The sequence below is a fragment of the Cupriavidus sp. UME77 genome, assembly GCF_014170355.1.
GTDB lineage: Bacteria > Pseudomonadota > Gammaproteobacteria > Burkholderiales > Burkholderiaceae > Cupriavidus > Cupriavidus basilensis.
Map to the genome: position 1 here is coordinate 266,649 of NZ_LZZU01000018.1, position 13,577 is coordinate 280,225.

Annotated in this window: 13 protein-coding genes and 1 pseudogene; 9 read left to right on the forward strand and 5 right to left on the reverse strand. The window is 64.1% G+C overall.

Translation table 11 applies throughout. The features are described from left to right. Positions 1-30: 30 nt before the first annotated feature. The 6 genes and pseudogenes from A9975_RS08660 to A9975_RS08685 all read left to right on the forward strand — a co-directional run. The gene (locus A9975_RS08660) at positions 31-387 is read left to right on the forward strand and encodes a colicin immunity domain-containing protein (RefSeq protein ID WP_183032459.1); all 357 of its coding nucleotides are present in this window, start codon (positions 31-33) and stop codon (positions 385-387) included. After that, positions 384-1,256 (forward strand): PoNi-like cognate immunity protein, encoded by an 873-nt coding sequence (locus A9975_RS08665; protein ID WP_183032228.1) that lies wholly within the window; start codon positions 384-386, stop codon positions 1,254-1,256. Before A9975_RS08660 ends, A9975_RS08665 begins: the two co-directional genes overlap by 4 nt. Positions 1,257-1,292: 36 nt before the next feature. Further along, entirely contained in the window at positions 1,293-1,436 is a 144-nt protein-coding gene (locus tag A9975_RS08670; protein WP_370564178.1) for a hemagglutinin repeat-containing protein, read from the forward strand. Between the two features lie 119 nt (positions 1,437-1,555). After that, positions 1,556-2,440, forward strand: coding sequence for a hypothetical protein (locus A9975_RS08675; RefSeq protein ID WP_183032230.1), 885 nt, complete (start codon positions 1,556-1,558; stop codon positions 2,438-2,440). A gap of 88 nt (positions 2,441-2,528) precedes the next feature. After that, positions 2,529-3,401 carry a PoNi-like cognate immunity protein gene (locus A9975_RS08680; protein WP_183032231.1) on the forward strand — a complete coding sequence of 291 codons (873 nt, stop codon included), beginning with the start codon at positions 2,529-2,531 and terminating at the stop codon, positions 3,399-3,401. 27 nt (positions 3,402-3,428) lie between these two features. Next, positions 3,429-3,680 (forward strand): annotated as a pseudogene (locus A9975_RS08685) (hemagglutinin repeat-containing protein); the annotation flags it as partial. 94 nt (positions 3,681-3,774) lie between these two features. Here A9975_RS08685 and A9975_RS08690 read toward each other — a convergent pair. Beyond that, positions 3,775-4,746, reverse strand: a complete 972-nt coding sequence (locus A9975_RS08690; RefSeq protein WP_255503116.1) for a tripartite tricarboxylate transporter substrate binding protein — start codon at positions 4,744-4,746, stop codon at positions 3,775-3,777. A 217-nt stretch (positions 4,747-4,963) separates the two neighbouring features. Here A9975_RS08690 and A9975_RS08695 point away from each other — a divergent pair, with 217 nt between their 5' ends. Beyond that, on the forward strand, positions 4,964-5,692 hold the full coding sequence (locus A9975_RS08695) for a GntR family transcriptional regulator (protein ID WP_183032233.1): 729 nt from the start codon (positions 4,964-4,966) through the stop codon (positions 5,690-5,692). Positions 5,693-5,823: 131 nt separating this feature from the next. Next, complete coding sequence (locus tag A9975_RS08700) at positions 5,824-7,317, forward strand: fumarate hydratase (RefSeq protein ID WP_183032234.1); 1,494 nt, start codon at positions 5,824-5,826, stop codon at positions 7,315-7,317. A gap of 21 nt (positions 7,318-7,338) precedes the next feature. Here the strand turns inward: A9975_RS08700 and A9975_RS08705 are convergent, their stop codons facing one another. Continuing rightward, positions 7,339-7,566, reverse strand: a complete 228-nt coding sequence (locus tag A9975_RS08705; protein ID WP_174428098.1) for a DUF3820 family protein — start codon at positions 7,564-7,566, stop codon at positions 7,339-7,341. A gap of 127 nt (positions 7,567-7,693) precedes the next feature. On the opposite strand from A9975_RS08705, the gene A9975_RS08710 reads away from it, so the two are divergent. After that, on the forward strand, positions 7,694-8,158 hold the full coding sequence (locus A9975_RS08710) for a DUF2127 domain-containing protein (protein WP_174428099.1): 465 nt from the start codon (positions 7,694-7,696) through the stop codon (positions 8,156-8,158). On the opposite strand, the gene rrtA is transcribed toward A9975_RS08710, so the two are convergent. The 3 genes from rrtA to A9975_RS08725 form a co-directional block, all read right to left on the reverse strand. Further along, a complete protein-coding gene (rrtA, locus tag A9975_RS08715) occupies positions 8,133-8,732 on the reverse strand; it encodes a rhombosortase (protein ID WP_183032235.1) in 600 nt (199 codons plus the stop codon). The genes A9975_RS08710 and rrtA overlap by 26 nt on opposite strands. A gap of 1 nt (position 8,733) precedes the next feature. Continuing rightward, a complete protein-coding gene (locus A9975_RS08720; protein WP_183032236.1) occupies positions 8,734-11,217 on the reverse strand; it encodes an ExeM/NucH family extracellular endonuclease in 2,484 nt (827 codons plus the stop codon). 125 nt (positions 11,218-11,342) lie between these two features. After that, entirely contained in the window at positions 11,343-13,451 is a 2,109-nt protein-coding gene (locus tag A9975_RS08725) for an ExeM/NucH family extracellular endonuclease (RefSeq protein WP_183032237.1), read from the reverse strand. Between the last annotated feature and the right edge of the window lie 126 nt (positions 13,452-13,577).

The following is a 13,577-nucleotide window of genomic DNA, read 5'->3' on the forward strand; positions in this document are numbered from 1 at the left end:
TAACAATGCGGTTCGATAGTTTTATTGGAAATGGTGTGTTGCGATGAGTATTGCCATTTAAAGTTTGCAGAGTCGTTTGTGGCTGGAAGGCTGTCTGCTGAAGTTTTTGCGGAGGCCTATATTGAACTGTGGAAAATAGAACGCGATAGCGATTTTCTTCGGCTAGATCCACGGCCTTTAAATGAATGTCTTTCAAGCATTTTTCGTGCTGCGGACATGTATAACTCATACGAGTCTAGGGAGGAGTATGAGTTTGGCGATGAGATGCTTAAGTCCGAAGTCGCCAGGCTGATAAGACGGCTGAGTGACTGTTGCCTTGCAGGATGGTGCCGGAAAGTTCATCGTGAATCCACAGGCAGCTCAGTAATTTTAGGGGGGAAGCAATGATACGAGACTCAAACAGGCCACCGGCATTTTGGAATGAATGGAGTTCTTTTCTTGAAGAGTCTATCCATGACGGCTGGGAGACGCTGAAGCAGCCTTCGGCCAACCCGAGCTATCGGCCACAGTATATTTATGAAATGGTCAAAAATTATTATGAATTAATACTTAGGCGCTACTCTCGAGGTGACGCGATAAGTGAGTTGTCGCAGTATTTTTCCGGTCTACTAGACGCATGGGACGAATCCGAACGACTTGGTCTCGATATATGGGATGAAGATACGCGATACACCCGTCATGCTTGGAAAGTGAATATTGACCACTATGTTGTTTGCTTCTGGCTAACCGGTTTGGCACTCATGTTAAATATTCCCGACGAGCAATGGCAGCGTCTTGTGGCTCTGATGGGTAACGAAGGCGAGGATGCGCTGCTGGATCGCGTGATCGCCAGTCGGCAGTCTGGCCGCAAGATCGGCACGACATTATGCTTTCCGAACGTGTATCAGCGGCTTCTCGATGCGGTGGATGCGTTGCCGGAACAGCAGCCGAAAGCGTTGCGCGTGTTTCTCGATCATTGGTTCGTCAGCTTGAAAAATGCGGGCCATCCGAGTTTTCCCCCAAGCCACCGTACTCCCTATTGGTACACGTTCGGCCAGATCAACCCGGAAGGTGGCGCGTACTTCGGCTATTGGTGCGTTGAGTCCGTGGCGGTGGCCAAGGCCTTCGGCATCGACGATAGCCTCTGCCTTGACCATCCCAACTACCCCGGCGACTTGCTGATGGATGGCCGCAGCCCACGGTATCCCGATGCGGTAGCTGCAGAACAGCCAAGTGCTCCTGCGCGAGGGTGGTTGCAGCGCCTGCTCGGCAAGTGAGCTGTAGTTGTGTGGCTGTGTATCGGTCAGGATGGAGTGGCCTTGGGCATCACCGCCAATGCCAGTGGCTCCAGGGGCATTGGCGTCACCTGGAGCAACACCCACGTCAATGCTGGCGAGCGCTTGACCCTGGAGTCCGGTGGCGACACCTCCAACGTCTGGGCCATCACCCCTCTGTAGGGGCCAAACTCCAAGGGTATTGGTAACAGCGTCAAGAACCGCAAATTGCCTTGGACTCCTGCGCAGCCAGCTTGCATAGATGCCGTTGGAGCGGATAAAAAGCGAGTGAAGGTATGTCAGTGACTAGCCGCAACAGAATTTTCAGATTTTTGGCGTTACCCATATGCGGAGGGGTGACTCTTCCTCTTCCGTTTATAGTCTATTCGATGGCAAAAGAGGGAGCATTCGAACTAGGTGGGGCTCTCCTGTTCTTTTTAATTGGAACCGTCTTAGCCGCAGTTGTTGGTTGGCCTCTGCTGGTTTTAATTGAATGGAGATTTTCCCAGTATCGGTTCCGGTACATTATAGGAGGCTTGGTCTGCGCTCTGTTGGCCTGGATTTTTCTTGAGGGGGCTTTCTATACCGGAGCATGGGAAAAAATCTGGACGAACCCCAAGTTCTGGCACGAGTGGGCGCCTCGCCGCATCGTGCTTTTTTCATCAGTTGGATTGGGGGCAGGTGTCCTTTATTCTGGCATCGTCGCAATAATTAACAAAAAAGTGTCCAAGCAAACCGAAAATGGTGAAGACATACCACAGGGGCACTCCCTCACAAACCAAGAGTTACGACTTATCGCGCTGCCTGTTTGTGGCGGAATATCTCTCGTACTTATGGCTCCTGGAGTTCTTATGGGACATGTGCCTGTAAGTCTTGTCATATTTGAATTTATAAAAGGTGCCATTTTTACCATGATATTGGGTTGGCCACTGCTGGCACTGCTTGATTCAAAGCTAACCCGATATCGATTCCGGTACATCATCGGGGGGCTAGCTTGCACACTGCTGGCCTGGCTCTTGAGTGAGGGCGCTTTCTTTCCTGATGCCTGGGAGAAAATATGGACGAACCCAACTTTCTGGGCTGAATTGGCGCCTCGTCGGGTAGTCAGCTTCTCATTGATCGGATTGGGTGCGGGCGCCCTGTATTCCGGTGTTGTTGCCATTATCAACAAAAAAATGCCGGAGTGAGAGGGGAACTATGAGGGGCTCCAATCGCGTGATGTAGCGGAAAGCTTCCATCTGATACAGGAAGCTCAGTAATTTTAGGAGTGAATCCATGAGACGAGAAGTTCTCGGATCGTCCGAGTTTTGGAATGAGTGGGTTGATTTTGAATACGATTCGATTGCTCATAGAAAGAAAATCGATGCTATGCCAGGGGGCGATGCTAACTATCGCCCGCAATATCTATTTGAACTGGTCAAGAGCTACTTTCAATTGATACTCCGTCGTTACTCCCGAGGGGACTCAAAGTCCGACTTGGTTCAGCATTTTGGAGGGCTGCTGGATACATGGGAAGAGTCTGAGAAACTTGGCCGCAACGTATGGACGGCCGAGCAGGCGCGTACGCGCCACGCTTGGACCGTCAATCTCGATCACTACATCGTTTGCTTCTGGCTAACCGGTTTGGCACTCACGTTAAATATTCCCGACGAGCAATGGCAGCGTCTTGTGGCTCTGATGGGTAACGACGGCGAGGATGCGCTGCTGGATCGCGTGATCGCCAGTCGGCAGTCTGACCGCAAGATCGGCACAACATTATGCTTTCCGAACGTGTATCAGCGGCTTCTCGATGCGGTGGATGCGTTGCCGGAACAGCAGCCGAAAGCGTTGCGCGTGTTTCTCGATCATTGGTTCGTCAGCTTGAAAAATGCGGGCCATCCGAGTTTTCCCCCAAGCCACCGTACTCCCTATTGGTACACGTTCGGCCAGATCAACCCGGAAGGTGGCGCGTACTTCGGCTATTGGTGCGTTGAGGCAGTGGCGGTGGCCAAGGCCTTCGGCATCGACGACAGCCTCTGTCTTGACCATCCCAACTATCCCGGCGACTTGCTGATGGATGGCCGCAGCCCACGGTATCCCGATGCGGTAGCTGCAGCACAGCCAAGTGCTCCTGCGCGAGGGTGGTTACGGCGCCTGCTCGGCAAGTGAGCTGTAGTTGTGTGGTTGTGTATCGGTCAGGATGGCGTGGCCTTGGGTATCACCGCCAATGCCAGTAGCTCCAGGGGCGAAGGCAAGGAAGTCACCTGGACCAATGCCCATGTCACCGCGGGCGAACGCCTTACCCTGGAGTCCGGTGGCGACACCACCCTGCGCGGCGCGCTCGCCAGCGGCAAGCAGGTGGTGGCCGGCGTCGGAAGCAACCTCAACATTGAGAGCCTGCAGGACACCAGCCACTTCAAGAGCAAGGACCAAAGCCTCGGCGGCAACGCAGAATGGACTGGTCACCACGGGATCTACGCCGTTAGATGCCGGAATGGCCACCATTGTTGAACTCGACTTGATCGAGTGCGCCGAGCCGCCATCAATCGAGCTTGATGTCCGCCGCTGTGATCACGGCCTTCCACTTGGCCACTTCGGCCGCGGTGTGCTGGTTCAGCGCGGCGGGTTTGTAGGCGGTGTCCGGCAGCAGCTGGATGCCCTGGTCGGCCAGCTTCTTCGCAAACTCCGGGTCGGCGATGGCCTTGGCGAACGCGGCGTAGTTGCGGGCGATGACGTCCTTGGGTGTGCCCTTCGGCGCATACAGGCCGTACCAGGTGGATGCCTCGAAGTTCGGCACCACGGTTTCCGCCACGGTGGGCACGCCGGGGAACTGCGGCACGCGCAGCTTCGCCGTCTGCGCGACGGCGACGACCTTGCCGCCCTTGACCTGCGGCAAGGCGGTGTTGGTCTGGTCGAACATGCCATCCACCTGCCCACCCATGACATCGGTCAGGGCCGGGCCGGCGCCCTTGTACGACACCGGGGTCACCTTGATCCTGGCCTGCTGGGCGAACATGGCGGCGACCAGGTGCGAGGTCGAACCCACGCCCGCGTTGCCGAAGTTGAGCTTGCCCGGGTTGGCGCTGGCAAAGGCGACCAGGTCCTGCACGGTCTTGAACTTCGAGTTCGCGCCGACCAGCAGCACCAGCGGCGTATCGGGGAAGCGGAACACGCCCTCGAAGTCCTTGACCGGGTCATACGACAGCTTCTTGTACAGCGACGGCGCCGCGGCCATATAGCCCATATGCCCGACCAGGAAGGTGTAGCCATCGGGCGTGGCCTTTGCCGCCTTGCCCGCGCCGATGGTGCCGCCGGCGCCGGCCTGGTTCTCGATCAGCACCGGCTGGCCCAGATCGCGCCCAACGCGGTCCGCGATATTGCGGGCAAGCGCATCGGTCGGGCCGCCGGCCGCGAAGGGCACGATCCACGTGATCGGGCGGGTGGGGTAGCTTTGCGCCAGCGCACTGGTGGACAGGGCTAGCAGGGCCAGGGCGGCGCCCAGGTGCTTGGTCATTGTTGTCTCCATCATCAAGGTGGTTTTGGTTGTTCTGCGATGATCGGTACTGCTTATATGTACATTTAATAAATATGTTCAAACATATTTTAGGAATGTGGCACTCGACCGTCAACCCGGATTCGCATCTCGTTTACCCTTTACGCTTGGCTTGCGGGCCGCCAGGCGCTAGCATTTGCTTCGCCTCAGGCACATCGATCGATCATTCAGGGAACCCATGGAGCCACGCCACGCCGAGTTGACCAAGGCACTTATTCACGACATCACGAGCGGGGTCTATCCGGTCGGGTCAAGCCTGCCGGGCGAACTGGAGCTGGCCGAGAAGCACGGCGTCAGCCGGGGCACCGTGCGGGTGGCGCTGATGCGCATCCAGGAGCTAGGCCTGGTCTCGCGTAAAAAGCGTGCCGGCACCCGGGTGGAAGCCGCCGCGCCACGCAGCAGCGAGTACACGCCCAAGCTCTCCACCATCGACGAACTGGTGCAATACGGCGCCGCCACGCAGCGCGTGATCCACGGCGCGCGCGAGATCGTGCTGGACATCGAACTGGCCACCCGGCTGGGCTGCCCGCCGGGCTCGCGCTGGCTGCATATCGAGACCTCGCGCACCAATCCCGAAGCGCCATCGCATCCGTTGTCATGGTCCGATGTCTACGTGATGGCGGCTGACGGCGCCAAGATCCGCAAGCTGCTCAAGACAGATCCCGGCCTGATCAGCGAACTGGTTGGCAAGACCACCGGGCGCCTGGTCAAGGAAGTGCGCCAGACCGTGCGGGCGGTGGGCGTGCCCGCCGCGCTGGCAGACGTGCTGGGCACCGCGCCCGATGCGCATGCGCTGGAATTCGTGCGGCGGTATTTCGACCAGTCGGATCGGTTGTTCGAAGTGGTGGTGAGCTTGCATCCGGCCGATCGCTTCACGTATTCGACGGTGCTGCAGCGTCAGGGCTGAGCCTTCGCCAGCCCGGGGATCGTCTGGCGACGGGTGGCCAGGGGTTTGCTTTCCGGTGGCGGGACGTGTCATTATGTATAGACATAATTGATTCGCGCAGCCGCTGTTCGGCCTGCTGCGCCCACCCTGCCATGACCGTGATCTTCCAGGAAGACGTCGTCGACACCATTGCCGACGCGCTGCAGTACGTCAGCTACTACCATCCCGTCGATTTCGTGCAGGCGCTCAAGCGCGCCTTTGCCGCCGAGCCCGCTGGCGCGGCGCGTGATGCCATCGAGCAGTTGCTGGTCAACAGCCGCATGAGCGCCGAGGCGCACCGGCCGATCTGCCAGGACACCGGTGTGGCGCAGGTTTTCATGACCGTGGGCATGGACGTGCGCTTTGCGGCGCGCGATGGTGCAGCAAAGCTGTCCGTGCAGCAGATGGTGGACGCTGCCGTGCGCCGGGGCTACACGCATAGCGCCAATCCGCTGCGCGCCACCATGGTCGGCTCGGCCCTGGGCGAGCGGCGCAACACCGGCGACAACACCCCGGGCTTCCTGCAGCTGGAACTGGTGCCCGGCAACACCATCAAGATGACGGTGGTGGCCAAGGGCGGCGGCGGCGACGTCAAGGCGAAGTTTGCCACGCTCAACCCAAGCGATTCGCTGGTCGACTGGATCCTCGCCGCCATCCCGCAGATGGGCGCCGGCTGGTGCCCGCCCGGCGTGCTTGGCGTCGGGGTGGGCGGCACGCCGGAGCAGGCCATGGTCGCGGCAAAGCGCGCGTTGTTCAGCCCCATCGATATCCATGCGCTGCGCGACAAGGGACCCGCGAACGACACCGAGCGGCTGCGGCTGGAACTGTTCGAGCGCATCAACGCGCTCGGCATCGGTGCGCAGGGGCTGGGCGGGCTGGCCACCGTGCTGGATGTCAAGGTGGCCGCGCTGCCGTGTCACGCTGCGACGCTGCCAGTGGCGCTGATTCCCAATTGCGCGGCCACGCGCTTTGTCACGGTGGAGCTGGATGGCTCAGGCCCCGCGCGGCTGGAGCCACCGCCTGCCGATACCTGGGACGGCATTCCCGGCGCATTGACCGCCAAGCCGGGGCGCGTGGTCGACCTGGACAATCTGGATGCCGCGGAGGTGGCGCAATGGCAGGTTGGCGAGACCTTGCGGCTGCGCGGCCGCCTGCTGACGGCGCGCGATGCCGCGCACAAACGGCTGGTAGCCATGCTGGATGCGGGCGAGCCGCTGCCGGTGCCGCTGCGCAATCGCGCGATCTATTACGTGGGGCCCGTCGACGCGGTGGGCGACGAAGCGGTAGGCCCGGCAGGGCCTACCACGGCTACGCGCATGGACAAGTTCGTGCCGCAGTTGCTGGAGCAGACGGGCTTGCTGGTGATGATTGGAAAGGCCGAGCGCGGGCCAGTGGCCATCGAGGCCATCCGCCGCCACGGCGCGGCCTACCTGATCGCGGTGGGTGGCGCGGCCTACCTGATCTCCCGGGCGATCCGCAAGGCACGCGTGCTGGCCTTCGCGGAACTAGGGATGGAGGCCATCTATGAGTTCGAGGTGGAGGACATGCCTGCCACGGTGGCGGTGGATGCCGCAGGGCGGTCGATTCATCGGATCCTTGCGGGCTAAGGCCCGCTGCGCTCCGGCGGTCTAAGCCCCGGGCCGATAGCGCCCGCGCAGTGGATCCAGCAGGCTGGTCAGGCCGTTGTGGTCGAGTTCGTGCATCAGGGCCAGCAGCTGGCCGATCTCGCCCGGCGGAAAGCCTTCGCGCGCGAACCAGTTCAGGTAGGTGCCCGGCAGGCTGGCGATGACGCGGCCCTTGTACTTGCCGTAGGGCATGGTGCGGGTGAGCAGGAGTGGCAGGTGTTCGGGATTCATGGAGCGGCCTCAGGCGGTCCTCGGATGGCGCCGGCACGGGGATGTTACCAGCGTGCCGCGCCCGGTTTGCCGCCGCCCGCCGCGCCGGGGTACGATCCTGACCTTACCGCTGACGAGGACAAGCAAGATGGCAAAGCAAGGCACAGGCGCTGGCCTGAAAGGCATCGCCCTGTTCGAGGCCGCCAAGGGGGTGCTGGTGATCCTGGCGGGGCTGGGCTTGGTTGCGCTGCTGCACCGGGACGCGCAGGCGCTGGCCGAGGCCATTGTGGCCCGCCTGCACCTGAACCCGGGGAGCCGCTACCCGACCATCTTCCTGTCGCTGATGGCCCATCCGAGCGACGCGCGCCTGTGGGCCATTGGCGGATCCGCCGCGACGTACGCAGCCATGCGCCTCACGGAGGCCTACGGCCTGTGGCGTCAGCGTGTGTGGGCGAAATGGCTGGGTGTGTGGTCGGGCGCGGTCTATATTCCGGTGGAACTGTACGAGGCGGTGGTGCATCCCAGCGCGATTCACATCGGGCTGGCCATCGCCAATGTACTGATCGTGGTCTACCTGGCCAACAGCATCAGGCGCAATCCGGCCGGCGCCTAGCCATCGCAGGCGCCTCCCGGCGTGGCCAGGCCAGCAATGCGCCAGCGGCCAGGCCATACAGGTGGGCGCTGGCCACGACCGGGCCGCCCAGCCACGCGCCTGCGTCCTCGGCGGGCCCCGCCAGGATCTGCCAGCCTGCGCGCGCCGCCAGCGCGAGCAGCAGCATCGCCGCGAGGCCATCGCAGCGGGCCCGCGGCAGCAGGGCGACCATGGCAAGCCCGTAGTTGATGCCGGAGAAGCCCGCATAGCGGAGCAGCTCCGGCTCGCCGGCTAGCAGCAGCAATCCTGTCATGGCCGCCAATGGCGGCACTACCTGCCAGGCGCGCATGCGCGCCGGCAGGATCGCCGCCAGCATCAGCAGGCCCGCCACGTTGAGCAGGCAATGCGTCCAGCCGAGATGCACGAAATGGCAGCTCAGCAGGCGCCAGGCCTGGCCCGCGAGCATGGCCTCGCGGTCAAAGCGCAGGGCCTGCATCAGCGCGGGCCCGGCCGCCTGGAGCGCGACCAGCGCCAGCGCCAGCAGCAGCCACCCGCCAGCGGCGCGCCGCCTGCCAACGTGCATGTCAGCGTGCATGTCAGCGGCGCGCCACGCCGCCTGCAAAGCCGCCTGCAAAGCGGCGCCATGCCGCTGCGGCCAGGGCGCCGGCCAGAACCAGCAGCATCCACGTGTCCGCTGCGCCGGTCCCGGTGTCGCCGCCCTGGCTGGCGGTGGCGCCACCGGCATTGCCGTTGCCCGCACCCGCTTGCTCACCCTCCGGCGCAAGGCTGTCGTCGCGCAGTGCCAGATCCACCAGCACCGGGTCGTGATCGGACGAACGGTAGGCATCCGGTGCGTAGAACGACGTTTGCTGATCCGCGCTCTTGAAGGCCACCGAGTACTCCAGGGCAATGGGCTCATCCGCATTGATGTGCCACTCGCTGACCGCGCGGATGCGGCTTGCCGCGGCGTCATTGGCCAGTGCGTGGTCGATGTAGCCGGCCTCGCCGCCAAAGACATAGCTATAGGCGCCGGCCCCGACGAAGCGCGCCACCATGTCGGCGTAGCCCTTGTCGGCAAAGAGGCGGATCGGGTCTTCCTTGGCGTAGCTGTTGAGGTCGCCGATCAGCAGCTTGCCGTCATCCGCGACGCCGGTGGGCGAGGTAGCAAGCCAGTCGGCGATCTTGCCGGCGGCGGCGAGGCGGGTCGGGTTCCAGCAGCTCTGGCCATCGCCCTGGTCGGCGTCGGCGCCCGTGGATCCGGTGCAGCCCTTGGACTTGAGATGGTTGACCACCACCGTGAGCTTGCGGGACTGGCCGGGCAGGCGGAAGGTGCGGGCCAGCGGCTGGCGGTTCTTGTCGTCGATGGCCAGCGTGGCAGGCACGCCCACCGGTTCCACGGTGCGGCTGTTGTAGATCAGGGCGACCTTGATGGCGTCGCCGCCGAGCTTGTCCACGCCCGGGTCGACAAAACGCCAGTCCGCACCGAGCTTGCCGACCAGCCGCTGGATGGCGCTGAATTCGCCGTAGCCGTCGTTCTCGATTTCCATCAGGCCAACGACATCGGCATTCAGCGCTTTGAGGGCGGCCACGATCTTGGCTTCCTGGCGCTCGAACTCCGCCAGCGTCTTGGCGCCGCGATTGTTCGGGTCGTCGAAGCCCGCGCCCTTGCCGTCGCCGTTGAAATAGTTCAGCACGTTGAACGAGGCCACCCGGATATCGGTCTGGGCCGCGCGTGCCGGCGCGCTGGTGCGCGGGTTTGCCGTGGCCTGGAAGGCCGGGGCGGGCGCGCCGGGCACGGTCTGCAGGCGCCAGCTGCCAAAGCGCATTTCCAGCACGCCCTGCACATTGCTGACGGTGTAGCCGCCGCGCAGCGTGTTGGCCGCGCTCAGGCCCGGCGCGGGGAACGGCACGACCGCCGGATTTTGCTTGTTCGAGCCGTCGTCGAGCACCAGGCGATTCAGTGCGTTGGCCGCGGCCTGCGCGGCCGCGCTGTCCTTGGGCAGCGCCACATTGGTAGGCAGCGGCAGGCGGCCGTTGCTCAGCAGCACGCTGCCATAGCGGCCCAGTTCATAGGTCTCGCTGACAGTGAGGGTTTGCGGCAGCCGCACCAACATGCCCTCGAAGGCAGCCAGCGATTGCGCGGTCTGCGCGGGCAGCGTGACCACCGCGGGCGTGACGGTCTGGCCGTTGCCGCAAACCGCCACGGTGCTGGCGAGCGCCAGCTGCGTCTGGCCGAACTTCTCCTCGACCTTGCCAACCAGGTGGACCAGGTCGCCGGCACGGGCACTCGTCGAGGGGGCGTACACGAACAGTCCCTCGGACACGCCGGGACGGTTCTGGCGCTGGGCATCCGCCTGCTGGACGAAAAAGCCGCCGAAGCCATCCGTACCGGGATAGTCGGCCGTCACCACCGCCTCCACGTCGACCGTCTGCCCGGCCAGCGGCGAGGTGGTGCCGGCGCCCTGGATATCCGCGATCAACGTGGCCGCGGCGCCGCACTGCGCGGTGGCCGGCGGCAATGGCGCCGGTGCGTTGTTGTAGTAGCCAAGGTCGGCGAAGGCGTCGGTGCCGAAGCCGTCCCACTGCAGCGCCGGATCGAAGGCCCCGGTGCTGTCGGTGTCGCCGGTGACCAGCCCGGCCTTGCGGCGCAAGGTGTTGTCCTTGGTGGTGGAGGCGCCGGTGCCCCAGGCGCCGCCGGCAGGCTGCACGCCGACCTGCCCGAAACGGTCGATCACGGTGCCCGCGCGCGTCAGTACCAGCGCGTCGTCGCCGTTGAAGGTAAATGCGATGACCTGGTTCAGGCGGCTGCCGAGTGTGGCCGCCATGCTGGTATGCGCCATCACATAGACCGCGCCGGGGGCCAGTGTGCCGCTGAGCGTGAAGGTGCTGGTGGGCGCCGTGGCGCCGTTGTTGTATTGCTGCAGTTTGTATTGCGACAGGTCGATCGCGGTAGCATCCGGGTTATACAGTTCGACGGCCTTGTTGTTGGAGGTGCCTTCCACGACTTCGCTGATGATCAGGTCGGCATGAGCGGGCAGGGCGATGGCAAGCAGGGCGGCACTAAGGACGGACAGGCGCATGTGGGGCGGCTCGATCGGTTGGGTTTTGCAAAGTCCGTGATGCTATTGAGCGCAGGTGACAGGGGCATGAATGGCTGGCATACATTTGCCCTATTCCCCCCGGCCGCCCCGGAAAAGCACGCGGCTCACGCGCGCCAGCGCGGCAGGACGCGGCGCACAAACCAGTGCCACGCGGTGAGCGCCGTGGCGCCCGCCAACGCCCAGAGCAGCCAGGGATCCGTGGCGCCAGCGCCGGCTTGCGCTTTGTCGATGGAGTCCTTGCTGGCATGCGCGCCGGTGCCACCGCCGGTGCCACCGCTGGTGCCATTTTGAGTGCTCGTACTTCCCGCGCTACCGACTGTGCCCGCTGTGCCGCCCGTGGCCCCGCCATCGCCGCCCATGGCAAGGTCGACCACCAGCGGGTCGTGGTCGGAAGAGCGATAGGCGTCGGGTGCATAGAAGGATTGCTGCTGCGCCTCGCTCTTGTGGGCCAGCGCATAGGCCAGGGAAATCGGCTCGTCGGCGTTGATGTGCCAATGGCGGGCCGCGAGGGTGCGGCTCGCCGCCCCCGCATCGGCGAGCGCGTGGTCGATGTAGCCGGCCTCGCCGCCAAAGACATAGCTGTAGGATGGGGTGCCGGCTTCGGCGAAGCGCGCGATCATGTCCGCATAGCCGCGCTGCGCAAGCAGGCGGATCGGGTCTTCCTGCGCGTAGCTGTTGAGGTCGCCAATCACTAGCTTGCCATCGTCCCGCACGCCGGTGGGCGATGTGGCCAGCCAGTCGGCAATGCGGCTGGCTGCCGCCACGCGCGTGGGATTCCAGCAGCTCTGGCCATCGCGCTGGTCCGCATTGACGCCGCGAGCGTCGTTGCAGCGCTTGGACTTGAAATGGTTTACCACCACCGTGAGCTTGGCGGGATGGCCCGGCAGGCGGAAGGTGGCGGCCAGCGGCTGGCGGGTTCTCGCGCCCAGCGCCAGGGTGGCCGGCGTGCCGACGGGTTCCACGGTGCGGCTGTTGTAGACCAGTGCGACCTTGATGACGTCGTCGCCCAGTTGCTCCCGGCCAGGATGGATGAAGCGCCAGTGCGGACCGAGCTTGCCCGCGAGCCGGTGGATGGCGCTCAGCTCGCCATGGCCATTGTTTTCGATTTCCATCAGGCCGATCACGTCGGCATTCAGGCCTTGCAACGCGCTCAGGATCTTGGCTTCCTGGCGGCCGAACTCGGCAGGCGTCTTGGCGCCGCGATTGCCGGGGTCATCGAAGCCCGCGCCGCGGCCGTCGCCGTTGAAGTAGTTCTCGACATTGAACGCCGCCACGCGCAGATCGGTGCGGGCGGCGCGCGCCGGGGCGCCGGCGCGTGGATTGGTGGGCTGGAACGCCGGTAGCGGCGCACCGGGGAGCGGCTGGATGCGCCAGGCGTTTGCGCGCCATTCCAGCACGCCCCGCACATTGGCGACGGTGTCTCCGCTGCGTAGTGTGTTCGATGCGCTCAGGCCCGGTGAGGGATGGATGACGCGCGGCGGGTTCTGCCGGCTGTAGCCGTCGTCCAGCACCAGGCGATTGAGCGCATTGGCGGCAGCCTGTGCGGCGGCGGCTTCCCCGGGCAAGGCCACGTTGGTGGGCAGCGGCGGGCGGCCGAGGCTGAGCACCACGCTGCCGTAGCGGCCGAGTTCGAAGGTCTCGCTGACGGCGAGGGTCTGCGGCAGCCGCACCAGCATGCCCTCATAGGCTGCCAGCGAGCCCGTGTGCGGCGTGGGCAGCGTGATGGTTTCCGGGGTGACCGCCTGGCCCGCCGCGCACACCGTGGCCGGGCCGGACAGCCTTAGCCGCATCTGGCCCGCGCGCTCCTCCACCGTGCCGAGCACGCGCACCAGATCGCCTGCCCGCGCAGCCGCGCGCGGCGCATGGACGAACATGCCCTCCGACACGCCGGGACGGCGCTGGCGCTGGGCGTCGGCCTGCTGCACGAAGAAGCCGCTGAGGCCGTCGGTGCCCGAGTAGTCGGCCGTGACCACCGCCTCCAGCGCGACCCTTCGCCCGATGGACGGCGTGCCCTCGCTTTCGTCCCGCAGGTTCGCGATCAGCGTGGCCGGCGCTCCGCATTGCGCGGTGGGAGGGGCCAGCAGCGCCCGTGCCTGGTCGCGATAGCCCGCGTCTGCATGGGCGGGCAAGGCAAAGCAGAGCCACGCCAGGCAGGGTGGCAGGATGCGCGGCAGGCAGCCGTGCAGGAAAGGCTTTGGCAACAACAGGCGCATGGATGGGCCTCCAAGGTCTCGGCGCGATGTGGGTCCGGATGGACTGCTGATGCCAAGCGTAGAAGCCAGGGCCGGCTCGCGGATTGAGCCAATTCTCATATTGGCCGCGGCGCAGACTCTGCGAGA